22 protein-coding genes and 1 pseudogene are annotated in these 25900 nt (G+C 72.4%); 17 read left to right on the forward strand and 6 right to left on the reverse strand.

What is annotated here, in order from left to right; all coding sequences use genetic code 11:
• Nucleotides 1–182 precede the first annotated feature (182 nt).
• The 3 genes from KGS77_RS24700 (at nucleotide 183) to KGS77_RS24710 (ending at nucleotide 3130) form a co-directional block, all read left to right on the forward strand.
• Nucleotides 183–803, forward strand: coding sequence for a sensor domain-containing protein (locus KGS77_RS24700; RefSeq protein WP_242585154.1), 621 nt, complete (start codon nucleotides 183–185; stop codon nucleotides 801–803).
• A gap of 291 nt (nucleotides 804–1094) precedes the next feature.
• Complete coding sequence (locus tag KGS77_RS24705) at nucleotides 1095–2465, forward strand: sensor domain-containing protein (protein ID WP_242585155.1); 1371 nt, start codon at nucleotides 1095–1097, stop codon at nucleotides 2463–2465.
• Between the two features lie 14 nt (nucleotides 2466–2479).
• Nucleotides 2480–3130: a response regulator transcription factor gene (locus tag KGS77_RS24710; protein ID WP_242585156.1), complete on the forward strand. Its 651-nt coding sequence runs from the start codon at nucleotides 2480–2482 to the stop codon at nucleotides 3128–3130.
• Nucleotides 3131–3270: 140 nt separating this feature from the next.
• Here the strand turns inward: KGS77_RS24710 and KGS77_RS24715 are convergent, their stop codons facing one another.
• Nucleotides 3271–5376, reverse strand: coding sequence for a glycoside hydrolase (locus tag KGS77_RS24715; RefSeq protein ID WP_242585157.1), 2106 nt, complete (start codon nucleotides 5374–5376; stop codon nucleotides 3271–3273).
• Between the two features lie 80 nt (nucleotides 5377–5456).
• Entirely contained in the window at nucleotides 5457–6692 is a 1236-nt protein-coding gene (locus KGS77_RS24720) for a glycosyltransferase (RefSeq protein ID WP_242585158.1), read from the reverse strand.
• Nucleotides 6693–7061: 369 nt separating this feature from the next.
• Here KGS77_RS24720 and KGS77_RS24725 point away from each other — a divergent pair, with 369 nt between their 5' ends.
• Nucleotides 7062–7475, forward strand: a complete 414-nt coding sequence (locus KGS77_RS24725; protein WP_242585159.1) for a hypothetical protein — start codon at nucleotides 7062–7064, stop codon at nucleotides 7473–7475.
• Here KGS77_RS24725 and KGS77_RS24730 read toward each other — a convergent pair.
• Nucleotides 7451–8269, reverse strand: coding sequence for an LLM class F420-dependent oxidoreductase (locus KGS77_RS24730; protein ID WP_242585160.1), 819 nt, complete (start codon nucleotides 8267–8269; stop codon nucleotides 7451–7453). The genes KGS77_RS24725 and KGS77_RS24730 overlap by 25 nt on opposite strands.
• Before the next feature lie 262 nt (nucleotides 8270–8531).
• On the opposite strand from KGS77_RS24730, the gene KGS77_RS24735 reads away from it, so the two are divergent.
• The 4 genes from KGS77_RS24735 to KGS77_RS24750 all read left to right on the forward strand — a co-directional run bounded on the left by KGS77_RS24735 (nucleotide 8532) and on the right by KGS77_RS24750 (nucleotide 12376).
• Entirely contained in the window at nucleotides 8532–9317 is a 786-nt protein-coding gene (locus KGS77_RS24735; RefSeq protein ID WP_242585161.1) for a TSUP family transporter, read from the forward strand.
• A gap of 484 nt (nucleotides 9318–9801) precedes the next feature.
• Nucleotides 9802–10503, forward strand: coding sequence for a class I SAM-dependent methyltransferase (locus KGS77_RS24740; protein ID WP_242585162.1), 702 nt, complete (start codon nucleotides 9802–9804; stop codon nucleotides 10501–10503).
• A 51-nt stretch (nucleotides 10504–10554) separates the two neighbouring features.
• Nucleotides 10555–11787, forward strand: coding sequence for a cytochrome P450 (locus tag KGS77_RS24745; protein ID WP_242585163.1), 1233 nt, complete (start codon nucleotides 10555–10557; stop codon nucleotides 11785–11787).
• Nucleotides 11788–11854: 67 nt separating this feature from the next.
• A complete protein-coding gene (locus tag KGS77_RS24750; protein WP_242585164.1) occupies nucleotides 11855–12376 on the forward strand; it encodes a GNAT family protein in 522 nt (173 codons plus the stop codon).
• 3 nt (nucleotides 12377–12379) lie between these two features.
• Here KGS77_RS24750 and KGS77_RS24755 read toward each other — a convergent pair whose 3' ends face one another.
• Nucleotides 12380–12850 carry a cupin gene (locus KGS77_RS24755; RefSeq protein WP_242585165.1) on the reverse strand — a complete coding sequence of 157 codons (471 nt, stop codon included), beginning with the start codon at nucleotides 12848–12850 and terminating at the stop codon, nucleotides 12380–12382.
• Nucleotides 12851–13185: 335 nt separating this feature from the next.
• Here KGS77_RS24755 and cutA point away from each other — a divergent pair, with 335 nt between their 5' ends.
• Nucleotides 13186–13482 (forward strand): divalent-cation tolerance protein CutA, encoded by a 297-nt coding sequence (cutA, locus tag KGS77_RS24760; protein WP_242587672.1) that lies wholly within the window; start codon nucleotides 13186–13188, stop codon nucleotides 13480–13482.
• Between the two features lie 37 nt (nucleotides 13483–13519).
• Nucleotides 13520–14494 (forward strand): trypsin-like serine protease, encoded by a 975-nt coding sequence (locus tag KGS77_RS24765; RefSeq protein ID WP_242585166.1) that lies wholly within the window; start codon nucleotides 13520–13522, stop codon nucleotides 14492–14494.
• A gap of 29 nt (nucleotides 14495–14523) precedes the next feature.
• Here the strand turns inward: KGS77_RS24765 and KGS77_RS24770 are convergent, their stop codons facing one another.
• Nucleotides 14524–15243 (reverse strand): ElyC/SanA/YdcF family protein, encoded by a 720-nt coding sequence (locus KGS77_RS24770; RefSeq protein WP_242585167.1) that lies wholly within the window; start codon nucleotides 15241–15243, stop codon nucleotides 14524–14526.
• 299 nt (nucleotides 15244–15542) lie between these two features.
• On the opposite strand from KGS77_RS24770, the pseudogene KGS77_RS24775 reads away from it, so the two are divergent.
• The 4 genes and pseudogenes from KGS77_RS24775 to KGS77_RS24790 form a co-directional block, all read left to right on the forward strand.
• A pseudogene (locus KGS77_RS24775) lies at nucleotides 15543–15956 on the forward strand (gamma-glutamylcyclotransferase family protein); the annotation flags it as partial.
• A gap of 277 nt (nucleotides 15957–16233) precedes the next feature.
• Nucleotides 16234–17232: an adenosine deaminase gene (locus KGS77_RS24780; protein ID WP_242585168.1), complete on the forward strand. Its 999-nt coding sequence runs from the start codon at nucleotides 16234–16236 to the stop codon at nucleotides 17230–17232.
• A gap of 96 nt (nucleotides 17233–17328) precedes the next feature.
• Complete coding sequence (locus KGS77_RS24785; protein WP_242585169.1) at nucleotides 17329–17664, forward strand: PadR family transcriptional regulator; 336 nt, start codon at nucleotides 17329–17331, stop codon at nucleotides 17662–17664.
• Nucleotides 17665–18672, forward strand: a complete 1008-nt coding sequence (locus KGS77_RS24790) for a hypothetical protein (RefSeq protein WP_242585170.1) — start codon at nucleotides 17665–17667, stop codon at nucleotides 18670–18672. It begins immediately after the preceding gene.
• A 263-nt stretch (nucleotides 18673–18935) separates the two neighbouring features.
• On the opposite strand, the gene KGS77_RS24795 is transcribed toward KGS77_RS24790, so the two are convergent.
• Nucleotides 18936–21170, reverse strand: coding sequence for a molybdopterin oxidoreductase family protein (locus tag KGS77_RS24795; protein ID WP_242585171.1), 2235 nt, complete (start codon nucleotides 21168–21170; stop codon nucleotides 18936–18938).
• A 279-nt stretch (nucleotides 21171–21449) separates the two neighbouring features.
• Between KGS77_RS24795 and KGS77_RS24800 the strand changes: the two genes are divergently transcribed.
• The 3 genes from KGS77_RS24800 (at nucleotide 21450) to KGS77_RS24810 (ending at nucleotide 25772) form a co-directional block, all read left to right on the forward strand.
• Entirely contained in the window at nucleotides 21450–22613 is a 1164-nt protein-coding gene (locus tag KGS77_RS24800; protein WP_242585172.1) for a sirohydrochlorin chelatase, read from the forward strand.
• A 163-nt stretch (nucleotides 22614–22776) separates the two neighbouring features.
• Nucleotides 22777–24168, forward strand: a complete 1392-nt coding sequence (locus tag KGS77_RS24805) for a deoxyguanosinetriphosphate triphosphohydrolase (protein WP_242587673.1) — start codon at nucleotides 22777–22779, stop codon at nucleotides 24166–24168.
• Nucleotides 24169–24488: 320 nt separating this feature from the next.
• Nucleotides 24489–25772 (forward strand): FAD-dependent oxidoreductase, encoded by a 1284-nt coding sequence (locus KGS77_RS24810; RefSeq protein WP_242585173.1) that lies wholly within the window; start codon nucleotides 24489–24491, stop codon nucleotides 25770–25772.
• Nucleotides 25773–25900 lie beyond the last annotated feature (128 nt).

Consider the following 25900-nt stretch of genomic DNA (forward strand, 5'->3'; position numbering starts at 1 on the left):
CGCCAGGACCGCGTGCCGCAGGTGGGGCAAGGGGTGGGGTAAACCGAACCTCCCATTGCCGTGGAGACACGATCGTGCAGCGGCGCGTGTTCCGGAAGTCTTGAGGCACAGGTTCTTTCCGTTGCCACCGCACGTCCGCACGTCCGTACTTCCGTTGTCCCGCTTCCAGCGAGGTTTCCGCCATGAGCACCGCACCGCAGTCGATCGCCCCCGTCCACCGCGCCCCCCTGGACGCGGGGAAGGAATTCCTGCGCACCCCGTTCCGGCAGGCGACCTGGCGGCGGGTGGCCTATCTGCTGCTGGCGCCCTTCGTGGGCGTACTGTGCCTGCTGCTGGCGCTGGTCGGCGGCCCGGCCGGGCGGATCCAGCGCTCCGTGGCACGGACGCTGCTGGGCGTGCAGGCCGGTGAGCCCGAGCGCACCGGGCCGCTCGCCCTCGCGCACGCCGTGATCAGCCTTCCCCTCAACTTCGTGGCCGCCGTGGTGACGGTCTACGGCTGGTCGATCGTCCCCATGAACCTCGGCTGGCCGCTGCGCCCGCTGATAGGCATGAGCGCCGACCCCACCGACGCCTGGGGCGGCCCGACCCTGGCCGGCGCCTGGGCGCTGCATGCCGTCGGCGGCGGCATCGGCTTCATGCTCCTCATGCCGTGGATCTGCCGTGGCCTGACCGCCCTCCAGGGCAAGCTCGTCGTCAGCCTGCTGGGCGGGCGCCGTACCGGGTACGGCTGGATCACCGGCCTCGCGTTGCTGGTCGCCGCCGCGGGCGCCGCTCTGGCCGTACCCGTCATCCACCAGCTCTAGGGCGCTTCTGACGGATCTCCGCGGCCTCGCGACGCCCGGCACGCACCCTCGCCGCACGGCGCAAAGGGACAGGTGGCTCCGCCACATGACCCTTCACACCGCACGCCGAGCGCACGCACCGAACACCGCTCCGTCTTCCACGGAGATCCATCAGAAACGCCCTAGGCCGAGCCACCGGCTCATCGGCTCTAGGTTGAAACCATGCACGATCCGCTCGACCCACAAAAATCACACAAACCGTACGGCCTGAAGAACCCTCATAACGCGCACTACTCGCACATATCAGCCACTTTGACGGCCCCCCGTCCGGCCGGCCGGACCCTTGCCCCGCTCACCCGGGCCCTGCTCGCCGCTCCGTTCAGCAGGCGCAGTCTGTCCGTTCTGCTGTACGCACTGCTCGCGCTGCCGCTCGGGCTGGCGGGGGCGGTGTTGGTGGCTGTGGGGCTGCTGGTCGGGGTGGTGCTGTCCTGGACGGCGGCCGGGCCCTGGGTCGTGGCGTTGACCGTACGGGGTGCGCTGGCGCTGGGGGAGGTCCAGCGCAGGCTGGCACGTGGGCTGCTGGGCCTGCGGATCGACCCGCCGGTGCGCCGTGGACGCGGTGCGCCGGGCGCCTTCGGGTGGCGGCGGTCCGTGCTCGGGGACCGGGCGGGCCGGCGGGCCGTCGGCTACGTCCTGGCCGCACCGTTCAGCGCGGTCCCGGCGGTCCTGGCCGTGGGCGTCGGCTACGTCTACGGGGTGCTGCTGACCCTCCACCCCGTCCTGCAGCGCTGGAACTACACCACCGTGCACGACCCCGACGGCACCGTACGCCATGTGTCGCTGCCGGTCGGCGACGGTGTGTTCGACCACTGGCCCGGGTGGCTGGTCCCGGTCTGCGCCGGGCTGCTGCTTCTGTTGTTCTCCCCCCGGCTGGTGTACGGGGCGCTGGCTCCGCACCGCGCGCTGATCACGGCGCTGCTCGGGCCCAGCGCCGCCGACCGGCGCATCCGTACGCTGGAGGAGACCCGCGCCCGGGCCGTCGACGACGCCGCCGCCACCCTGCGCCGCATCGAGCGCGATCTGCACGACGGCACCCAGGCCCGGCTCGTCGGCCTGGGCATGCACCTCACCATGATCCGCGAAATGATCGTGGCGGGCGCCGGCCGGCAGGACCTGCTGACCGTCGTGGAGACCGCGCAGGGCAACGCCAAGCAGGCCGTCGCCGACCTCCGCCACCTCGTCAAGGGCATCCATCCGCCCGCCCTGGACCAGGGGCTGGACACCGCGCTGGGCACGCTCGCCGCCGACAGCCCGCTGCCCGTCACCCTCACCACCGACCTCGGCACCGATACGGGCACGGGCGCCGGCCGCCGCCTCGCCCCGGCCATCGAGTCCATCGCCTACTTCTGCGCCGCCGAACTCCTGGCCAACGTGGTCAAGCACAGTGGCGCCCATACCGCCGGAATCCGGGTGAGCGCCCGCGACGGTGTGCTGCGGCTGTCCGTACGGGACGACGGACGCGGTGGCGCGGTGGTGGGCGCGGGCAGCGGCCTGAGCGGTCTGCTGGCCCGTGTCCGTACCGTCGACGGGACGCTGACCTGCGACAGCCCGCCCGGAGGGCCTACGGTGGTCTCCGTCGTACTCCCCGACCTCCCTGACCACAACAGCCACATCGACCGATAGGAACCCCACCGGCCATGCGTGTCGTCATCGCCGAGGACTCCGTGATCCTGCGCGACGGGCTCGTCCAGCTTCTCGCCCTGCGCGGCGTGGAGGTGGCCGCCGCCGTCGGCGACGCCGCCGCGCTGCTGGCCGCCGTCGCCCAGCACACCCCGGACGCCGCCGTCATCGACATCCGGCTGCCGCCCACCCAGACCGACGAGGGGCTGCGGGCGGCCCTGGAGATCCGCCGTACCGCGCCGGGCGTGGGCGTGCTGATCTTCTCCCAGTACGTGGAGACCAAGTACGCCGCACAGTTGCTGGGCGACGGCGGCGCGGGCGTCGGCTACCTGCTCAAGGAACGCGTGGTGGACATCGGCGAGTTCGTCGGCGCGCTGGAACGGGTCGCGGCCGGCGGCACCGCGCTGGACCCCGAGGTCATCTCCCAGCTCTTCGGCGCGAGCCGCCGGGCGACGGCGCTGGACACCCTGACCCCGCGCGAACGGGAGGTGCTGTCCCTGATGGCCCAGGGCCATACGAACCAGGCCATCGCCGAAGCCTTCGTCGTCACGGAACGGGCGGTGGAGAAGCACATCGCGAACATCTTCACCAAGCTGGACCTGCCGCCTTCGGGGACGCAGCACCGCCGGGTGCTGGCGGTGCTGCGCTACCTGGAGGCGGCCGGCTGACCCGCCGCCCGCCTCCTCGGCTCACCCGGTGCGTACGGTACGGGTGCGGGCGCCCGGTTCGTGCAGTACAGGTGCGGGGCGCCCGGTTCGTACGGGCAGAAGTCACCCGATGCCTACGGGTGCGGGCAACCCCGGCCGGCTCATCCCGTCGCCGCCTTCGCCGGGCACAGCCGCCGCGCCCGGTCCTCGCCGCGCAGCCGGGCGTCCACGCAGCCGCCCGGCAGCCCGTCGTGCGGCGTCCGGCCGAAGTTGGCGGTGACGGTCAGTACGCCGTTGCCGAAGACCGTGCGCTGAACGGTGCGGTCATCGGTCAGCCACCGGAAGGACGTCAGTTTCTCGGTGCCCGCGGCGCGGTGCAGCGGCGAGAAGTACTTCTGGAGCGCCGCCAGTTCCGCGCCGTGCGCTTGGAGCGACGGCCCGTTCAGGACGTAGTTGAGCGGGATGTTGTAGAGCATCGCGAGCAGCGCGCGGGTGGTCTTCTCCTTGGGGAGCTTGTCGTACGCCAGCTCCCAGCGCTCGACGTTGACCAGCGAGCCGTGCAGCGCGGTCTCGTACAGCGGCGCGCGGTACGTGGGGTCGTACATCGCCTTGGACAGGGCGGCGGGCAGTTCGGCGGGCCGGAAGAAGTTCTTCGGCCCGTCCTGCGGGTAGTAGCCGCCCCACTTCTTCTTGTCCCGCTCCAGCTTCCACAGGCCGTCGGCGACCGGTGTCGCCGCACCGTGGTCAAAGGCCAGCACCTTGTTCGCCCAGGGCATCGCCGACTCCGAGCCGAGCACCAGGTGGCGGGCCAGGCGCCGCATACGGGCCAGGCGGTGGCCGCGGTCCTGCTCCTTGGTCATGGGGTGGGCGGCGCTGTGGTCGCGGAACAGCTCGCCGGTGGCGTCCACGTCCAGGAAGTAACTGTCCGCGCCGTTCCCGACCATGGAGCGCGTGCGCTCGGCGAGGTAGTGCCGGGAGGGTTCGGCCTGCTCAAGGGCCCGGGAGCTGAGGTAGCAGCCGCGCCCGCCGAAGCCGGTCCGAGGGGTGCCGTCCGGGCGCTGTACGCAGAAGTCGGGGAAGACGGTGCCCGGCCACACGGAGGTGGGGCTGTCGGCGGTCCGGGGATTCTGGCCGTTGGCGAAGGAGTCGTACGGGCCCACGAGGTAGCCCGCCTCCTTGGCGGCCCGCACGGCCGTGGCGTCCATCGGGCCGGGCCCGGCGTCGTACCCCAGCCACATCCGGTCCACGCCCAGTCGGCGCAGCCGCTGGACGCCGGCCGCCTTGCGTGCCTCGCCCCACAGGTAGGCGTGGAAGGCCCCGAGCAGCTTGCCGTTGGCCGGATCAGCCTTGATCTTCTCGCGCAGGGAGCCGAGCTGTCCGTGCTCGGAGAGCCAGGAACGGTAGTCGGCGGCCGGGGCCACCGGATTGCCGTCGGTGAGGGCGAAGGTGACGGTGTAGGCGCGGGTGCCGTCACCGCCGTTGAAGGAGTGGGTGGCGGTGGTGCGCAGCCGCCCTTTCTCGGACCCGAACGCCAGCTTGGTGCCGATGTCGGTGGGGGAGAGGTAGCTGACGCCGTGCCGGCCCCGGGCGCCCCCGAAGGTGTGGCCCCACAGCGGCAGGCTCAGGCCCTCGCTCATCTCGACGGTGCTCCCGGCCAGTCCGCCCTGTGCGGAGTTCCAGAACCGGTCGCGTACGGGGATGTCCAGGCCCTCGCCGCGCGGCACCTGCACGGCCGAGGCGGCGGCGTCCGTACCGGTCACCGGCCACGTCAGCGACCCGTTCCGGTCCGCCTTCATGCTGATGCTCAGCCGTCCGCGCTCCGAACGGGCGGTGACGGTGAGCCCCTTGGCCGGATAGCTCCAGCGCGCGCCGTCGGCGGTACGGGTGAGCGGCCCCGGCGTGCCGAGGCCGGTGGGGGAGGGCGCGGACAGCACCAGCGTACGGCCGTCCCGGGTGCGGGCGTGCACCGCCAGCGAGGCGGTGTCCACGTCCGCCGTGCCGCCCTGTACGGGGAAGGTGAGGTGAGAGCCCCCGGCGGCCCCGGCCGCGGCCGTACCGCCGCAGCCGGAGGCGCCGGCCACGGCCGTCAGGGCGAGGGAGGCGGCCAGCACCCGGCGCGTACGGGCCCGCCGGCGGACCTGTACGCGCCGGACGCTGCGGCTGTGCCGGGCGCCCCGGCTGCGTCGAACACTCTGGTCGGCCGAGCCCGGGGCGTCGCCGGCCGGGCACGGGCCGCTGCCCACATCATCCGTGATCTTGTCGTCCATGGGGATGTGAATAGTGACCGCTCTTAAGAAGTCCCTAAGAACTCCCTACGAACACCCCGGGACCGGCGGTCCCGTGTGTGTCACGCGGACGCCCGCGCCCGTCCCCGGCCGGCCATGTCGAGCAGCAGCTCCGCGGCCACCCGCGCCCCGTCGGTACGGATCGTGCCGGCCACGTCCTCCGCCCGTGCGCGGGTCTCGTTGAACAGGGCAACGTTGAGCGCGGCCGACAGGGACTCGACGGTCGGTGTCCGGCCGTCGTGCACCGCGCCGATACCCAGCTCGGCCACCCGGGCACCCCAGTACGGCTGGTCCGCGATCTGGGGGACCACCACCTGAGGCGCCCCGGCCCGGGCCGCCGTCGTCGTGGTGCCGGCGCCGCCGTGGTGCACGACGGCGGCCACCCGGCGGAACAGCGCCTGCTGGTTGACCTCGCCGACCACGAAGCAGTCCGCGGCGTCGTCGACCGGCGCCAGGCCCGCCCAGCCGCGGGCGAGGAGCACCCGGCGGCCCTGCGCGCGGATCGCTTCGGTGGCCACCCGGGCGATGTCCTTCGGGGCGTGCGCGGCCATGCTGCCGAAGCCCACGTACACCGGCGGCGTGCCGGCCTTCAAAAACGCCTCCAGGCCGGCCGGGAGCGGGCGGTCGTCGGGCAGGATCCACGCCCCGGTCTGTACGAGGTCGAGCTCCGTCATCCCCTGCGACGGACACAGCACCGGGTCCGCCGCCAGCCACGGCCGGTCGGTGAAGACGTGGTCGCGGACGTTGTCCACCGGCGGCAGACCGATCGCCGCCCGGTGGCGGTTGAGCGCCTCGCCGTACAGCCCGTTCACCCTCTGGGCGTCCTGCTTCCACAGCACCCGGTGGTCGGTCTCCTCCTGCGGGGACGGCTCGCCCGGCCGCGACCCCGGACGGAAGTGCCGCGACGGCAGCCCGAAGGTGTGGAAGCACGCGAGCACGTAGGGAATGCCCAGTTTCTCGGCCACGTCCCGCGCACCGGCCGGCATCAGCCCGGTCGCCACCAGCGCGTCACACCCCTCGGCCGCCGCGCCCAGCGCCTCGAACCGCGCGGCGACCAGCTCGGGAGCGAGCCGGAACGCGTCCTTGGCCGTCGGCGGCTTCGCCCCGGCGACCACCGAGCGCACCGTCGGACCGAGCGGCACCAGCGGCACGCCGACACGTGCCATCAGCGCCGTGAACTCCTCGTCCGGCGGCACGCACACCGTTGCTTGTGCTCCGAGCTCCCGCAACCCCACCGCCAGTCCCGCCAGCGGTTCGACATCCCCGCGCGATCCCCATGACGTCAGCAACACCCGCATTTCGCAACCCCATTTCCACAGATTCCGGATTCCGCGGATTCCGGCTTTCGGCCGCCGATTGTGCGGGATGCCCCGGGTCTTGCCGCAAGCCCCCCTGTGCGCTATATGTTGAGAGTGGCGAGGAGTATGCGTTCTCCTTGCCTTTTGCTTTTGGAGCTTTCCAGCCGCAGCCGCAGCCGTGGTTGCAGTTGCAGTCGTGGTTGCGATCACGGTCGCCGGGCAGACCCACCGCCGTCCGCATTCCGTAGAATCCCGGTCATGGGCGTCTTCTTCTCCTGAACAGGCCGGCACGGTCCACGGCCACCCGCCCGGCGGTGCCGGGCTCCCTCGGCGTGCCCGCACGCCCTCTCAGGAAAGAACTCCCCCACCATGACCGCTCGTTCGACCAGCCCTGCCCTGGACGACCGCATCGCCCGGCTGCGACGGATCGCCCAGGATGACACCCGCCTGGAAGGCGTCCTGCTGTACGGGTCCTGGACCCTGGGCGAGGCCGTTGCCCATTCCGACATCGAGGCGTACCTCTACGTCCGTGACGGGGCCGTCGGAGATTTCGACGGCCCCGCGTTCCTGGCGCAACTCGCCCCGCTGCAACTGGCCTACACCAACATGTACGGCATCCTCGCCGTCGTCTTCGACGACCTGATGCGCGGCGAGTTCCACATCACCGCCGCCGGCCCCGGCATCGACGAGGTGCCCACCTGGGCAGCGGCTTCGGCCCCGTACCGCCAACCGCCCGCGCCCCGCGGCGTCCCGCGTCCTCACCCGTCCAGCAGCGCCGCGTAAGAGTCCAGTGTCCGCAGCGAGGTGTCACGGTCGGCCCGCGGCAGGTCCAGCGTCGCCCGGTCCACGCCGATGTCCCTCAGACGACGCAGGACGTCGGCCTCGGGCGGTACGGCCACGATCGTGACCTGCGGCGCCTCGGCACGCCCGGCCGCCGCCGCGCAGCCGCGCAGAAACTCCACGTCCGCGGCGAGCGCGTCCAGGTCCGTTCCCGGTACGTACAGCGGCAGCCAGCCGTCTGCGTACTCCACCACGCGCTCCAGCGTCCGTCGGCCCGAGCCGCCGAGCAGCACCGGCGGGTGGGGCCGCTGTACGGGCTTGGGCCACGACACGATGGGGTCGAAGTCGACGTACCCGCCGTGGAATTCGGCCTTCTCACACGTCCAGATCTCCTTGACGGCCAGCACCCGCTCACGCAGCAGCGCGCGCCGGGTCGCCGGGTCGGTGCCGTGGTTGCGCAACTCGCCGTGGATGCCTCCGGCGCCCACTCCCATGACCAGCCGGCCACCGGAGAAACGATCCAGCGTGGCGGTCTCCTTGGCCGTCACGATCGGATCCCGCTGGGTGAGCAGCAGTACGGACGTGCCGACGCGCAGGTTCTCGGTCACCGCCGCGGCAAAGGAAAGAGTGACCAGCGGCGCGGGGAGGCGGGGATAGCGGTCGGCGAGGAACCCGGGCCGGACCGTGGGCAGGGCGTCCACGGGCAGATGGGTGTGCTCGCCTATGAACAGCGACTCGAACCGCCGCTCCTCCAGCGCCCGCGCCAGATCGGTCACTCCGATACCGTCGTCGGTCATCATCGTATTGACGCCGATACGCATCAGGCCATGCCTCGCTCTCCGTAACCCGGTGACTCAGTGATTCAGTGACGTAGTGATTCAGTGACGCGGTGACGCAGTGATCCAAAGGCCCAGAGACTCCGTGACCTCTGCGCTTTCCGTGCGTTCCCCGCTTTACGGGACGTTCCGTGCCCTCCGTTTCCGGCTTGAGCAGCTCAACGAGCCGTCGGCGTACGTAATTCCGCACCCGGCACGCCCCACCCGTCTCTAAGATCGCCAGGTGCCCCATGACATAACCCTGACCACTCTGCTCCTGCTGTGCCTGGCCGCCCTCGCGGCGGGCTGGATCGACGCCGTGGTCGGCGGCGGCGGTCTGCTGCTCCTGCCGGCCCTGCTCGTCGGCCTGCCGCACACGCCCGCCGCCTACGTTCTGGGAACCAACAAGTCGACGGCGGTCGTCGGTACGGCCGCGGCGGCCGTCACCTACGTGCGCAAGGCCCCCATCGACCTGCGTATCGCGCTGCGCGTCGGTCTCGCCGCGCTGGCCGGTTCGCTGGCCGGTGCCTTCTTCGCGGCCGGCATCAACAGTGAGGTGCTGCGTCCGCTCATCATGGCCGTACTGGTGGGCGTGCTGGCGTTCGTCCTCTTCCGTCCCGCCTTCGGCACCGCCCCCGCCCCCTCGGGCCCGGTCACCCGGCAGCGGGTACTCGCCGCGGTGCTGATCGCCGGCCTGGGCATCGGCTTCTACGACGGCCTCATCGGCCCCGGCACCGGCGCTTTCCTCGTCATCGCCCTCGCCGCCGTCCTCCACATGGACCTGGTCACCTCGTCGGCCACCGCCAAGGTCGTCAACGTCTGCACCAACATCGGGGCGCTCGCGATGTTCGCCGTCCAGGGAACGGTGCTGTGGCAACTCGGTGCGCTGCTCGCGGTGTTCAACCTGGTAGGCGGGATGGTGGGCGCGCGGATGGCGCTCAAGCGGGGTGCCGGATTCGTCCGCGGTGTGCTGGTGGTGGTCGTCGTCGCCCTGCTGTGCAAGCTGGCGTACGACCAGTGGCTCGGCTGAGGGCCGAGAAGGAAGAGTGCGTACGGGGCAGCCCGTACGGCGAGGATCCCGCGCCGTCCCGGAGGATCCCGCGCCGTCCCGGCTGCCCGCCCCATCGCCGTCGGTCCGTCACCGGACCACGGCCGTCACCGGACCACGGCCGTCACCCGTTCGGCCCATCGACGAGCACGCGGCGCCGCCGCAACGGCCGGGGACGAGGACGGCCCGCAGACGGCGCTCGGCTGCTCTCGTAGCCGCTTGGCTGTGTTGGTGGTTGCCAGCCGCGGCGTGCTGCGGCACCCGGTCCGGAGCGTGGTGCAGACGCGCTGGGCGGATCGGGTGGTCTCGTTCGTACCGTTGTGGAGGACGAGGCGGGAGGGAGAGGATGAAAGGGACGAGGTGAGGGAGGAGCGACGATGAACCGCAGCCGGCGACAGGACCGTCGGTCTCCTCGTCCGGCGCGCGGGCGAGGTGCAGCAGTCCCCGAGCGGCTCCCGGTACGGCGATGATCTCGCCGCAGGGCGCCCGCGCAGCGCGTGTCTTCGACAGCCTCGGCATGGACTTCGAGCACGCCTTCGCCAGCCGGAAGCAGGCCCAGACCGACGCGGTGGAGGAACTCTCGCGCCGTCTGGCCCCCGGCTGCCGCGTCCTGGATGTGGGATGCGCGACGGGCCGTCCCACCACGGAGCAGCTCTGTGCCAAGGGCCTGGACGTCACGGGCACCGATGTCTCCCCGGTCATGCTGGCCCATGCGCGGCGTCAAGTGCCGCAGGCGCGCTTCGTGCTGGCCGACCTCTTCGGCGACGTTCCCGCCGGGCTCGGGGAGTACGACGCCGTCGTGTGCCTCTTCTGCCTCGTCGACCTGCCCGAGCGTACTTTCGTGGAGGGGCTGCGGCGGCTTGCTGCCCTGACCGCGCCGGGTGGCACCGTCCTGCTGGCGGTATTGGAGCGCCGTGACAGCGGCGAGGTGCGGTTCCTGGACCGTACGTACGATGCCGCGCGCTGCCGGCGCGAGGACGTCCACCGCTACGCCCGTCTGGCCGGTCTGGAGACCGAGCGCGTGGATGTCCGTATGGAGCAGCCGGCACGCGGCCGGACGGCGGCGGAGAGGAGCCTGTACCTGTGGGCCACAAGGCCGGTGTCGCCGTGCCGTGGGTCCGGCCCGTGCCCTGCCCCTCCATCGAACACTCCTTCCCCGACGCCCTGAGGAACGAGGCCGGCGAAGCATCCCCCACCACCCTCTGCACGGAGGTTCGTCATGACAGCGATACGCGACGGTTTGCCCGGAACGCCCCAGCCGCCCGAAGTGGACGTCGAATGGCCACTGCCCCGGCGCGGTGATGTCGTCCCCGAAGTGTGCGCGTGGCTGCGCGAGCACAAGCCCGTCGCCCGTGTCCGTACGTTCACCGGTGATCCGGCGTGGCTGGTCTCCACGCACGCTCTGGTCACGCGCGTGCTGCAGGACGAGACCTTCAGCATGTCGGCCCTGGCGGAGCCCGGCGCACGCCTGCAATACGCCCCGCTCTTCCCCGCGTCGAACCGCAGCAGCGTGAAAGACATGGTGGGCGTGGGGCTGCGCGAGACGGTGATGCAGGCCATCTCCCCTCACGTCGTCAACGAGGCCACCGACGCGTTCCGCCGAAAGGCGGACAGGCTGCTTGACGAGATGACGGCCGAGGGCCCGCCCGTGGACCTCCGGGCACGTTTCACCGAGCCCTATACCGCGTCCGTGATGTCCACGATTCTGGGCCTGTCCGAAGACCACGGCCGCCTGCTGATGGACGGCTTCGACATCAGCATCATGACCGTGCCGTGCTCGTTCGAAGGCGCGCGGGTCAATCTGGACAAATGTATGGCGCGCACCCGCGCCCGGCTGCTGTCCCCCGACGCCACCGACGCGCCGGGCCTGATGGGCGCACTGGCCCGCTTCCGAGCCGAGCACGGCACCACGGCCGAACTCGACGACGAGCTCGTGCTGATGCTCAACAACCTGTTCGTCGCAGGCGGGCTGAGCACCTCGGCCTTCTTGCTGCTGGCCCTGCTCCTCCTCATGGAGCATCGCGACCAGATGGAATGGCTGCGGGCCCACCCCGAGGCCATGGCGCCGGCCGTGGAGGAACTGCTCCGCTACAGCCTGGCCATCGGCGACGCACTGCCCCGCATCGCCACCCGGGACACCGAACTGGGGGGCCAGGCCATCGCCAAGGGCGACCTCGTCCTCGTCCTGGTCGAAGGCGCGAACCACGACCCCGCCGTGTTCGACCAGCCGCAGAAGCTGGACCTGACACGTAACCCGAAGACGCACGTGACCTTCGGCGCGGGCCGGCATTACTGCTCGGCCACCTTCCTCGCCCGCACCCACGCATCCGTCGCGCTGTCCGCGGTCCTGGACCGGCTGCCCGGCTTGCGCCTCGCCATCCCCGCAGAAGAGATCAACTGGCGGTCGGGGTGGATCAAGCGCACCCCGGAACGCCTTCCGGCCCTGTGGTGACGTCCCGGGCGCCGGTGCGCGCGACGGCACCGGTCGCAGGCGGCCCGCCTCCTCCAGGAGACCGAGCATGACCGTTTCGCTCGCCGACCGCACGGTACTTGCCCGCCGCGGCAGCATCGTACTGACGGAACAGCTCCCGGCCGACGCGGAACGCCTCGCTTCCCGCCCGGACAGCGCCTTCGAAGTGGACAAGGGCCTGCATTCCGACCCGCTGCCCATCACCACCGTCATCAGGCACGCTGCCGTGCTGGACAGCGCGGCGGAGGAACTGCTCGGATCGGTTACCTGGCGTGCCGTCACCTACGGGCCCGTCACGTCGTGCCTGGCCTGGAACATCGGTATCTACCTGCTGCCGTACGCGCGCGGACGCGGCGCCGGCAGCACCGCCGTCGGCGTGCTCGGCGAGTACCTCTTCGCCACGACCGGGTTCTGCCGGCTGGAGTATCAGACCGACATCGACAACCGGGCCGCACAACGGACGGCCGAACGGGCAGGATTCCAACGGGAAGGCATCCTTCGCGGAGCCCAGTTGCGCGGGGGACGACGCCGCGACCTCGTCAGCTACAGCCTCCTGCGAAGCGACCCGTGAAGCTCAGCGTACGTCGGCGGTGGCCGAGGAGGCCGTGACCGCGGTGGCGGTGACGGCGGTGAGCAGGACCGCGGAGTCCTCGACGGCTTTCAGGCCGTGGCGTTCGTGCGGAAGGGCCATGATCTGACCGGCGATCAGGTCGCGGCCCGCGCTCTGGTCCGCGCTCCGGTCCGTGCCCTGCTCCATGCCGTGCTCCGTGCCCTGCTCCATGCCGTGTCCCGCACTCTGTCCCGCGTCCCCGCTCCCGGACCGGCGCTCGCTCCCGTCGGCCGGTGTCAGCCGTACGTGGCCGTGCAGCACCTGGAGGCTGGCCGCCGGGGGAGTGGTGTGGTCATCCAGCGCCGAGCCGGCGGTCAGAGCGATCACGGTCTGCCGCAGCGGCCCGTCGTGGAGGAAGAGGTGGGCGCTGCGCCCGTGGGCCGACGCCCTCGCGTCGTCGAGCTGGTGGCGGGCGAGTGTGGTGAGATCGTCCATGGCGCGGGCCTTTCGGTCGTGGGACCTGCGACGGTGGTCCCGATCCATCCTGGCCGGTGTGCCGGTGGACGCAAGCCGGGATCCGGGCGCGGTTGCCGGCCGGGCGGCTCGTGGGGTCCGTCCGCGGCGCGTACGTACGGCGCGCCGTCCCGCGGCGAGTCGACGAGGAGCCCTCCGTGAGTGAACGAACCGACCGGAACGAGCACGGCGACCGGAACGAGCACGGTGACCGGAACGAGCACGGTGACCCGAGCCGGTACGGCGCCCGGACCGGCGGGTCCGCCGGCGATGGCACGGCCGCCGACGCGGCTGCCGGCACCGGGTTCCTGGTCGTCATGACGACCACCGACGGCGCGCGGAAGGCGCAGGCGCTGGCGCATGGCGCGGTCGAGGCCCGAGTCGCGGCCTGTGCGCAGATCAGTGCCCCGGTGACCTCCGTGTACCGCTGGCAGCAGGCGATCGAGACCGCGCAGGAGTGGCAGGTGACATTCAAGACGACCACCGCTCGTTACGGGGAACTGGAGCGGTACCTCCTCGGGGCGCACGACTACGACACCCCCGAGATCATCGCCATCCCCGTCACGCACGGCGGCGCGGACTACCTCGCCTGGATCACCGAGGAGACGAGCTGACGTGCAGTCATGGCAGCGAGCCCGAGGTGGAGGCCGGGTGCGGCGTGCGGCGGTGGCGGCAGCGGCGCTGTGTCTGACGGCGGCGGCAGCGGCCCCCGCCGGTCCGGCCGGCGGTGCGAGCCGTGGTGACCGTGACCGTGACCGGTGGACGAGTGAGGCCGCGAGCCGCTACTGGACGCCCGCCCGGATGGCCTCGGCCGTCCCGCTCGTCCCGGAGCCCGGGGAGCCACGGTCCCGTTCGGCCCCGTCCGGCACTTCCCGTACGGTTCGCGCATCCCGTACGTCCCGCACATCCCGTACGTCTGCGGCCGGGCTCCGGTCCGGCACGGCGGTCACCGCGCAGCACTTCGACGGTGTTCCCTCCGTCGGCGTGCTCTTCTCCACCACCAAGGACGCCCGCGCGCACTACTGCACCGCCAGCGTCGTCCACAGCCGCCGCGGAAATCTGATCATCACCGCGGGCCACTGCCGCCCCGGCGGGCGAGCCGCCTTCGTCCCGCAGTACCGTTCCGGCGCGCGCCACCAGCCGTACGGCATCTGGGCGATCGACCGTGGCTTCACCCACCCCGGCCGCGCCGACTCCGGAGCCGGCTCCGACCTGGACTTCGCGTTCGCGACGGTACGGCGGGACCTGCTGGGCCGGTCGGTGGAGGCACTGACGGGCGGCAACGTCCTCACCCGCACACCCGGTTACCGCGTCCTGGTCACCGTCATCGGCTATCCGACGCCCCGGCACGACCCCGCCGACCGCGCCGTACGCTGTACCACCCGGACGAGCCGGCTGGCCGGCCACCGCCAGCTCCGTATGGTGTGCGGCGGGTTCCACGGCGGGACCTCCGGAGGGCCGTGGCTGACCGCTTTCGACGAGAAGACCAAGACCGGGAAGGTCATCGGCAACATCGGCGGACTCAACCGAGGCGGCCCCAGCGGCCGGGACAGCCACCGGATCTCCTACAGCCCCGTCTACGGTGACGAGGTCTTCAAGCTGTACGCGCGCGCGGTGGCCGGCTAGGACACGCCCTCCCCGTCCGGCCCGCCGCGTCACGGTTGCAACGCCCGTGTGATGCCGTCCTCCCGCGGCCCCAGGAACGTCGGATCGGGCTTCAGCAGGGCGTTGGCCGCTGCCTTCGGAGCCGCGAGGATTTCCCGGATCTCGCCGTAGTACCAGGTCGAGTCGTGTACGGCGGACACCGCCACCCCGTACGCGTCGATGCCGGCCGCCTCGCACAGGGCGAGCGTGCGCCGGATGTGGAAGCCCTGGGTGACCAGGACGGCCCGGTCCACGCCGAAGATCCGGCGGGCGCGGCTGCACGAGTCCCAGGTGTCGAAGCCCGCGTAGTCGCTGACGATCCGTTTGCCGGGCACGCCGTGCGCGACGAGGTAGGTCCGCATGGCGTCCGGCTCGTCGTAGTCATGACGGCCGTTGTCGCCGGTGACCAGGATCGCGCGGACCGCGCCGCGCTCGTAGAGGCGGGCGGCGGCGTCCAGGCGGTGGGCGAGGTAGGGGGACGGCTCGCCGTTCCACAGACCCGCGCCGAAGACGACGGCGACCGGCGCGGAGGGGGCGTCCTCGACGGTACGGACCCGGTCACCGGCGACCACGTTCATCCACGTCGCCGGGGCCAGCGCGAGCACGCAGAGCAGCACCACGGCCTGGAAGACGCGCCGCTGCCCGTGCCGGGTCCTGGGCAGCCGTGGCCGCAGCCGCCCCAGGAACCCCACCGGTCCCGGCAGCCGTATCCGCCCCGGCCCCTGTCGCATCCCTGCCCCTCTCCTCGGTTTCCTGAGCGCGTGTTCCGTCGCCGGGCACGCTCCGCGCGCCGGTGACACGGCCCGCCATCGCTGCGACGCGTCCGCGCCTGGCATGGTTGCGAAGACCACGTATGACGCGACCCATGACACGGCACACGACGCGGCACGTGACGCGTCGTACGACATCACGCACGAGACCAGGCACGAGACCAGGCACGGCGCCCCGTACGACGCCACGTGTGGCACCGCACACGGACGCGACCCCGGGCGAGACCACAGCGACACCGGAACGAGAGGATGCCCCGCCCATGGCCACCGAGTCCCAGCGCCTGCCGTTCTTCGTCTACGGGACGTTGCGCCCCGGCGGAATTCACTACGCCTGGGCGCTGCGCGGGCGTACGGCGAGCGAGGAGCCCGCGCAGGTCGGCGGCGCGCTGCTGTTCGACGGGCCGGGATATCCGTACGCCGTGGCCGGGCCCGCCGGGGCGGTCGTCCACGGCGACCTCGTCCTGCCGCGGGCCGCGGACCACGACGAGGTGCGGGCCGTGCTGGACCGGCTGGAGGGGTATGTGCCCGGGGCGCGGCAGAACGTTTACGAGCGGGTGGCCGTGACGGCGGTCCGCGCGGACGGCGGGACCGTACGGGCCTGGATGTACCTGGCCGGCGAGCCGCTGGCGACCCGGCTGCGGGCCGGCGGCACGCTCATCCCCGGCGGTGACTGGCTGCGCCGTCCGGCGGGTCCCGTCCCGGCCACCGTGGGGGACTTATCCGTAAAGTCGGAATCTGCGGCATCGGCCTCCGCAATGCCGGAGTCCGTACGGCCCAAAACCGTGACGCCGCCGCAAACCGAGGCCTCCACAACAGAACAGGTGTGATCCCCCAGTGCCTGCCCTCCCCTCGGCCACCTCCGCCTCCGCTTCCGCCCCGGCCTCCGCCTCCGCTTCCGCCCCGGCCTCCGAGCCTGAATCCGCCCCGGCCTGTGCCCCCGCCCTCGCTCCGGTGCCTGCTCCGGCGCCCAAGCCGCCGCTGCCCAAGGCCGAGCTGCACGTCCACATCGAGGGAACGCTGGAGCCGGAGGCGGCCTTCGCGTTCGCCGGGCGCAACGGCGTACGGCTGCCGTACGCGAGCGAGGAGGAACTGCGCCGCGCCTGCTCCTTCACCGGCCTCCAGTCCCTCCTGGACCTGCAACAAAAGCTGACGGTGGTGCTGCGTACCGAGGAGGACTTCGCCGACCTCGCCGCCGGCTACCTCGACCGCGCGCGGGCCCAGGGCGTACGGCACGCGGAGATCTTCTTCGACCCGCAGGCGCACACCTCGCGCGGCGTCCCGTTCGCCACGGTCATCGACGGCCTGACCCGTGTGCTGGACACCGCCCAGGAGACGTACGGGATCAGCACCCGCCTGATCATGTGCTTCCTGCGGGACGAGAGCGCCGCGTCGGCCCTGGCGGCCTTCGAGGCGGCCCGGCCGTACCTGGACAGGATCACGGCGGTCGGGCTGGACTCGGCGGAGGCACACCACCCGCCGTCGAAGTTCGCGGACGTGTACGCGCTGGCGCGGCAGGCCGGGCTCAAGTGCGTGGCCCATGCGGGGGAGGAGGGGCCCGCCGCGTACGTATGGGAGGCCCTGGACATTCTGAAGGTGGACCGGATCGACCACGGTGTGAGCGCCATGGAGGACGAGCGGCTGGTCGCCCGGCTCGCCGAGGAGCAGGTGCCCCTCACGCTCTGCCCGCTGTCCAACGTACGGCTGCGGGTGGTCGAGGACCTGGCGGACCACCCGCTGCCCGCGATGCTGAAGGCGGGCCTGCTGGTCACCGTCAACTCGGACGACCCGGCGTACTTCGGCGGCTACGTCCACGACAACTTCACGGCCGTACGCGACGCCCTCGGCCTGGACGAGGAGACCCTGCGCGCCCTCGCCCGCAACTCCTTCCGCGCCGCCTTCCTGGACGAGCCGACACGCGAGAAGTACTTGAGGGAAGTCGCGGCGTACTAGGTCATGCCGGGTGTGCTGCGTGTGCCGGATGTGATGGGTGCGTTGGGTGGGTTGGGTGCGCGACATTAGTGTGTGCCACACAGTATTGTGTGCCACGTGTCCGTGGAAGAACTGACTCTCGCCCAGGCCCAGGAGCTACGCCGTGGAACGGTCGTCCTGGCCTGCCTGGGACTGCTCCGGGAGCCGCAGTACGGCTATGCGCTCCTTGAGACGCTCAACGCCGCCGGGGTCACCGTCGACGGCAACACGCTCTATCCCTTGCTGCGACGGCTGGAGAAGCAGGGTCTGCTGACCAGCGAATGGAACACCGACGAGTCCCGGCCGCGGAAGTTCTACCGGGTGAGTGCCGACGGCGCGCGGGTGCGGGCCGGCCTGGTGCGCGAATGGCAGGACCTCGTCACCTCGATCTCACGACTCACCCAGGGGGAATGAATGAGTACGCCTACGAGTACGAGTACGGGCGCGGTTCCGGGCCCGGGTCCGAACGCCGGCGCCGGGTCGCTCACCGAGCGGTATGTGCACGAGGTCGTCCGGCGGCTCCCGGTGGACCAGCGCCGGGACATCGCCGACGAACTCCGTGCCACGATCGCCGACACCATCGAGGCGCGCGGAGCGGCCGGCGTCCGCTCGGCGGAGCGTGAGGTGCTGAGCGAGATGGGCGACCCGATCCGGTGCGCCGCCCGGTACGCGGACCGGCCGCTCGGGCTGATCGGGCCCGGCAACTACCCGGCGTACATACGCCTGCTGGTGCTTCTGCTGGGCTCCGTACTGCCGGTGATCACCGTTGGGTCCATGCTGGTGGAACTCGCCGACGGACGCGACGTCGGCGTGGCCATCGGCACCGGCGTCACCACCGTCTTCACGCTCGGCGCCCAGATGTTCGCCGGGGTCACCCTGGTGTTCGCGGTGGCCGAGCGGATCCGCCACCGCGAGGGCAGACCGCCGCGTACGGCCACCTGGACCCCGGATGACCTCCCCGAGGTGCGGCAGCCGGACAAGGGCGGTGCCTGGGCCATGGTCGCGACGCTGTGGAGCGCCCTGCAACTCGCGGCGGTCGTCTGGCAGCACACGGCGCAGCCCTACCGGCTCCAGCACGGTGCCGGGGCCGGCGGGCGGATCGACGTACTCGACCCGGCCCTGTGGAACGGGTGGATCTGGCCGGTCCTGGCCGGGCTCGCCGCGCGGGTGGCGGTCTGCGCGGTCCGGGTCGCCGGCCGCGGCTGGACCGTACGGCTGGCGGTCTGCAACGCCGCCGCCAAGGCGGCCTTCGCGCTGCCGCTGGCCTGGATCCTGCACCACGAGAGGCTGTTCAACCCGGAGTTCCTGGCGGACATGCGCGGCAATCTGCTGACGCAGGACGTGCGCAGCGGGCTGGCGGCGATCGTGCTCGCCGTCAGTGCCTATTCGGTGGTCAAGGCATTCCGGAAAGCGCGCCGTTGACCGGTCCTGGTGACAGTGTCCGGGGAAACGGTGTCCGGAGAAACGGTGTACGGGAGACAGCGTCTGGGGAGACGGTGCCTGGGGAGACGGCGTCCAAGGACGTGGTCTCCGGGGCAACGATGCCCAGGGAGGCGGTGTCCGGGGCAACGGTGCCCAGGGAGGCGGTGTCCGGGGCAACGGTGCCCAGAGATGCGGTGTCCGGGGCAACGGTGCCCAAGGACGCGGTGTCCGGGGACTTCTCACCGCGCTTCTCACCGGATGTCTCACCTCCGCGCGGCGTCGGCCGGAGTCGGATGCGCGGTACCGGCCACACGTTCCAGCCGTACCGCGCAGACCTTGAACTCCGGCATCCGCGACGTCGGGTCCAGCGCCGGATTGGTCAGGGTGTTGGCCCGGCCCGCACCCGGCCAGTGGAACGGCATGAACACCGTGTCCGGCCGGATCGCCCTCGTCAGCGCGGCCGGGGCGACCGCCCGGCCGCGCCGGGAGACCACCGCGACCGGCTCGCCGTCCACGATCCCCAGGCGCTCGGCGAGCCGCGGGTGGAGCTGGACGAAGGGGCCGGGCGCGGCGGCGTTCAGCTCGCCCACCCGGCGGGTCTGCGCCCCTGACTGGTACTGCGCCAGCACCCGGCCCGTCGTCAGCAGCACCGGGTAGTCCGCGTCGGTCTCCTCGGCCGCGGGCCGGTGGGTGACCGGCGCGAAGCGCGCCCGGCCGTCGGGGGTCGCGAAGCGGTCCAGGAAGAGGCGGGGCGTACCGGGATGGTCCTCCTCCGGACAGGGCCAGAAGACGCCGTCCCCGGCCGCCAGCCGCCGGTAGGTGATGCCCGCGTAGTCGGCGGGCCCGCCTGCGGACGCCCGCCGCAGCTCCTCGAAGACCTCCTCCGGGTCGGCGGGGAAGCCCTTCGGCCGGCCGAGCCGGTCGGCGAGGGCGTGGATGACCTCCAGGTCCGTACGGACACCGGGCGGCGGCTCCAGGGCCCGGCGCCGCAGCAGCACCCGGCCCTCCAGGTTCGTCACGGTGCCGTTCTCCTCCGCCCACTGCGCCACCGGCAGCACCACGTCCGCGAGTGCCGCCGTCTCGGAGAGCACCACGTCCGCCACGGCCAGGAAGTCCAGCGCCTTCAGGCGGCCCTCGACGTGGGCGGCGCGCGGCGCCGAGACGACCGGGTTGGACCCCATCAGCAGCAGCGCGTGGATGTCCCGGCCCAGCGCGTCCAGCAGCTCGTACGCGCTGCGGCCCGGCCCCGGCAGCGTGTCCGGGTCCACGCCCCACACCTCGGCCACCTGGCGGCGCGCCTGAGGATCGTCCAGTTTGCGGTAGCCGGGCAACTGGTCGGCCTTCTGCCCGTGTTCGCGCCCGCCCTGCCCGTTGCCCTGCCCGGTCAGGCACCCGTAACCGGACCGCTCACGCCCCGCGCGGCCGGTCGCCAGGCACAGGTTGATCCACGCGCCGACCGTGTCGGTGCCCTTGGACTGCTGCTCGGGCCCGCGCGCCGTCAGCACCATCGAGGACCCGGCGTCACAGAACAGGGCGACGGCTTCGCGCAGTTGCGGGACCGGCACACCGGTGATCCGCTCGACCAGTTCCGGCCAGTACGCCATCGCCGCGGCCCGTGCCTCGTGCCAGCCGGCCGTACGGGCCGCGATGAACTCCTCGTCCGTACGGCCCTGCGTCACCACCAGGTGCAGCAGGCCCAGCGCCAGCGCCAGATCGGTCCCGGGGCGGGGCGCGAGATGCAGATCGGCCTGCTCGGCGGTACGGGTGCGGCGCGGATCCACCACGATCAGCCGGCCGCCGTTCTCACGCAGCTCCGTCAGGTAGCGCAGCGCGGGCGGCATGGTCTCGGCGAGGTTGGAGCCGACCAGGACGACACATCCCGTACGGGCCACGTCCGCCAGCGGGAAGGGCAGCCCGCGGTCCAGCCCGAACGCCCTGGTGTGCGCCGCGGCGGCCGAGGACATGCAAAAACGGCCGTTGTAGTCGATCTGCGAGGTGCCCAGCGCCACCCGCGCGAACTTGCCCAGCGCGTACGCCTTCTCGTTGGTCAGCCCGCCCCCGCCGAAGACGCCGACCGCGTCCCTGCCGTACACGGCGCCCGCGCGCGTCAGGCCCTCGGCGACCCGGTCCAGCGCCTGGTCCCAGGAGGCCGGCGCCAGTTGGCCGGTGGTGGCGTCGCGTACCAGCGGACCGGTCAGCCGGGCGCCGGGGGAGAGGAGTTCGGGTGCGGTACGCCCCTTGCCGCACAGGGCACCGCGGTTGACCGGGAACGCCGTCCGCTCCACGACCTCGACGCCGTACGGGACGCTGTTCGGTTCCCCGCCCGGTTCCCCGCTCGGCACGCCCCTCGGTCCGCCGCCGGGGTCGGCGGGGCCAGTGAGGCCGGTGAGGCCGGTGGGGCGCAGCGTCATGCCGCACTGGAGCGAGCAGTACGGGCAGTGGGTGTCGACCGGTGCGGCGGCCGGGGTGTCGATCGTGTCGGCCGGGGGAGTGCTCATGACCAGGAGTCTGGGACGGCGATGTTACGGGCCCTGTCGCGCGGAGGTTACGCACGGGGCAACCACGCCTCACGGCCGGTGGCCGGGGGCCGTGAAGTGAGACGTGAAGTGAGAGTGGACAGGGTTACGGGCACGACGTCGGGCGCGACATGGACGTGACGCGGGCGTGACTACTGGCATGACTCCGCACGGAATACGGTCGGCAGGCAGTGAGATGCCGGAAACAGACCGTCACATGCGTGCAACAGCCAAGCAATCACTGGCTGTCAGGCTCTCCCCATGACGGCGTCGAACTCCTCCCCACCCGCCCCGAACCTCCCCGGCGGCCCCCGTTTCGACAGCTCGGCGCAGCTCATGACCGAGATCGCCGCACAGCTCGGCTCCGGGCTCAGCCGGGCCGCCAGGCGGTACGGGCTGGGCCGGCCCGCGCACCCGGCCGGCCCGGACCGTACCACCCGTCCGGACCCGGACGGCGCGGGCGCCCCGGCCGCGCGCCGCCCCGTCCTGGTCGCCGTGGCGCACGGCAGCCGTGACCCCCGCGCGCAGCGGACCGTACGCGCCCTGCTGGACCGCGTACGGGCACTGCGCCCCGGACTGGACGTACGGCTCGGCCACATCGAGCTGAACGAGCCCCTGCTGCCCGACACGCTGGCCACCCTCGACGGGCCGGCCGTGCTGGTCCCCCTGCTGCTGACCCGGGGCCATCACGTCACGTACGACATCCCCGCCGCGTCGGCCGCCTTCCCCGGCCTGACGGCCCGCATCGCCAAGCCCCTCGGCCCGCACCGACTCCTCGCCCGGGCACTGCACGCCCGCCTCACGGAGGCCGGTTTCCCCGGCAACGCCTGTCTTCCTGGTTCTGCCGGTGCTCCTGGTGCTTCCGGTTCTGACGGTCCTGCCGGTCCTCCCGGGTCTCCCGGTTTTCTCGGGACGGGCGGCGCAACCAGTCTCCTGGGACGGCACCCAAGCCCCCGACCGGGCGGTGTCCCCGGACGGAGTGGCGTTCCCGGACGACGGAGTGGCGCGTGTGGCCCGGATGGCGGCCCCGGTCCGTACCCCCCGCGTACCGCCGTCGTCCTGGCCGCCGCCGGTTCCCGGGTGCCGGAATCGGCCGCCGACACCGCCCGTACGGCACGTCTGCTGTCCGCCCGGCTCGGCGGCGTCCCCGTCGTCCCCGCGTACGCCACCGCGGCCCCCAGCGTCCCCGAGGCCGTACGCGCCCTGACGGCCCGCGGTTACGACCGCGTCGCCGTGGCCTCCTGCTTCACCGCCCCCGGGCTCTTCGCCACGCAGTGTGCGACGGCCGCGCCCTGGATCGCCTCGGCGCCGCTCGGCGACCACCCGGCGCTGGCCCGGCTCGTCCTGCACCGCTACGACCGGGCGTCGGCCGCGCCCACCTGGTGTGACCTCCACCCCACCGAGGCGGCTACCGTCGCTGTATGACGGGCACACCACCGACCACCGGACGCGAGAGCACCGGCCCGGGGTTCGCCGGCCCCGGACCGGCCGGCCGCCCCGGAACGACCGGCCGGGAACGACCGGCCCGGGAACGACCGGCCCGGGAACGACCGGCTCCGGAACGACCGGCCCCGGAGCCGAACGCGCGATCCCCGGCTACGAGCAGGCCGACACCGAGCGCTGGGTCCCCGAGCCCGACAAACGGCCGGGCCGTACGGCCTTCCAGCGCGACCGGGCGCGTGTGCTGCACTCGGCCGCGCTGCGCCGGCTGGCCGGCAAGACCCAGGTCGTCACCCCCGGTACGACCGGACACGTATGGGACGCCAGCCCCCGTACCCGTCTGACCCACTCCCTGGAATGTGCCCAGGTGGGCCGGGAACTCGGCGCGGCCCTGGGCTGCGACCCGGACCTGGTCGAGACCGCGTGCCTGGCCCACGACCTGGGCCATCCGCCCTTCGGGCACAACGGCGAGCAGGCGCTGAACGAGGTGGCCGCGCCGTGCGGCGGCTTCGAGGGCAACGCCCAGTCGCTGCGGCTGCTGGCCCGTCTGGAGCCCAAACGGTTCGTACCGGCTGCCGACGGCTCGGCCGTCAGCGTCGGCCTGAACCTCACCCGTGCGGCCCTGGACGCCGCGACGAAGTACCCGTGGCCGCGCGGCGCCCACCCGACCGACCCCGCCTCCCCCAAGTTCGGCGTCTATGAGGACGACCTGCCGGTCTTCGCCTGGTTCCGGCAGGGCGCGCCCGAGCGTGCGCGCAGCTTCGAGGCACAGGTCATGGACTGGGCCGACGACGTGGCGTACTCGGTCCACGACGTCGAGGACGGCCTGCACGCCGGCCACCTGGACCCCAACTGTCTGCTCGCCGACGCCGAACGACAGGAGATCTTCGCCGTCGCAGCCGGGCGGTACGCGCCCGGCGCCGACCCCGAGGAACTCGGCGCGGCCCTGGACCGCCTGCTGGACCAGGAATGGTGGCCGCACGGCTACGACGGTACGGCGCTCGCCCAGGCCCGTCTGAAGGACGCCACCAGCCAGCTCATCGGCCGCTTCTGCCTGGCCGCCGAGACGGCGACCCGGGTCGCGTACGCACACCTGTCGGGCCGTCAGGACGGTACCGGCGGGGCGGGAGGCGCGCTCGGTACGGGGAATGCCCGCGAGGTGGCGGACCCGCTCGGTACGGACGGCGGCTCCGTACGCCTGACCCGCTACCGCGCGCAGCTCGTCGTCCCGTACGAGACCCGGCTGGAATGCGCCGTTCTGAAGGCGGTAGCCGACCGCTACGTCATGCAGCGCCCCGATCAGGAAGCACTCCGTGCCGACCAGCGAGTGATCATCGCCGAACTGGCCGAGGCGCTGCTGGCCCGCGCGCCCGACGGCCTGGACCCACAATTCCGGTCGCTTTTCGACGCGGCCGAGGACGACCGGGCCCGGATGCGGGCGGTCATCGACCAGATCGCGGCCCTCACCGACGCCTCGGCCCGTACGTTGCACGCGCGGCTGACCCGCTCGCCGGGTGTCGGCCGGAGCAACCGAGGGTGACCTTCAGGGGACGGACCCTCTTCCCGCATCACGCTCTGTGCGGGACGCTCATGCCTGACCGACAGCGGAGGACAGTGCACGGCAGCAGGCGACGGCAAACGGAAACGGACGGCAGCAGGCCGACAAGAGAAGGCGGGCCGGAAACCGGCAAGGAGGAGGGGGCCGGGGACCGGCGTACTCATGGAAAGGGGAGCGGGCAAGGGCCGACCGGTACCGGAACGCCGGAGTCCGGAAAACGCGGGTCGCACGACGGGACGGGGGCACGATCGGGGGGCGTTCACGGGCGCGGACGCATCGCGCCGCAACGAGGAGGAAGACAAGTGGTCGACGCACACCAGACGTTCGTCATCGTCGGGGGTGGCCTGGCCGGGGCAAAGGCCGCCGAGACCCTCCGCTCGGAGGGCTTCACCGGCCGGGTGATCCTCATCTGTGACGAGCGCGACCACCCGTACGAACGCCCCCCGCTCTCCAAGGGGTACCTCATCGGCAAGGAGGAGCGCGAGAGCGTCTTCGTCCACGAGCCCGCCTGGTACGCGCGCTGCGACATCGAGCTGCACCTCGGCCAGCCCGCCGTCCACCTGGACCGGGCCGCGCGGACCGTACGGCTGGGTGACGGCACGCTCATCGCGTACGACAAGCTCCTGCTGGCCACCGGCGCCGAACCGCGCCGCCTGGACGTCCCCGGCACCGGCCTGGCCGGCGTCCACCACCTGCGCCGGCTGGCGCACGCCGAGCGGCTGCGCGGTGTCCTGGCCTCCCTCGGCCGCGACAACGGCCACCTCGTCATCGCGGGCGCGGGCTGGATCGGCCTGGAGGTGGCCGCCGCCGCGCGCTCGTACGGCGCCGAGGTGACGATCGTGGAGCCCGAGCCGACGCCGCTGCACGGCGTGCTCGGCCCCGAACTGGGCGCCCTGTTCACCGACCTGCACCGCGAGCACGGCGTCCGCTTCCACTTCGGCGCCCGCTTCACCGAGATCACCGGACAGGACGGCGTGGTGCTGGCGGTACGGACCGACGACGGCGAGGAACACCCCGCGCACGACGTCCTGGCCGCCATCGGCGCGGCGCCGCGCACGGCCCTGGCCGAACAGGCGGGCCTGGCCCTGGTGGATCCGTCCGACGGCGGCGGCATCGCCGTCGACGCCTCACTGCGCACCAGCGACCCGCACATCTACGCCGCCGGCGACGTCGCCGCCGCCCCCTACCCCCTGGCACCGGGCGCGCCCGACTCCGGAGTCCCCGGTCTGCGCGTCGAACACTGGGCCAACGCCCTCAACGGCGGACCGGCCGCCGCCCGCGCCATGCTCGGCCAGGAGGTCACGTACGACCGCGTGCCCTACTTCTTCTCCGACCAGTACGACATCGGCCTGGAGTACTCCGGCTACGCGCCGCCCGGCTCCTACGACCAGGTCGTGTGCCGCGGTGACGTCGGCAAGCGGGAGTTCATCTCCTTCTGGCTCGGCGACGGGCGCCTCCTGGCGGCCATGAACGTCAACGTCTGGGACGTCACCGAGACCCTCCAGAACCTCATCCGGTCCGGCCGCCCGCTGGATCCGGAGAGGCTGGCCGATCCGGAGGTACCGCTGGACTCGCTGCTCTCGTAACGTGAGCCGCATGAGCGCTGTGAGCGGCACGGGTGGTACGGGTGGTGCGGGTCGTACGAGCGGTGTGGGTCGTATGAGTGACGGGGGCCGTACGAGCGATACGAGTCGTACGACCTCCACGGGGCCTG

The organism is Streptomyces sp. MST-110588, assembly GCF_022695595.1.
In the GTDB taxonomy this organism is placed as follows: domain Bacteria; phylum Actinomycetota; class Actinomycetes; order Streptomycetales; family Streptomycetaceae; genus Streptomyces.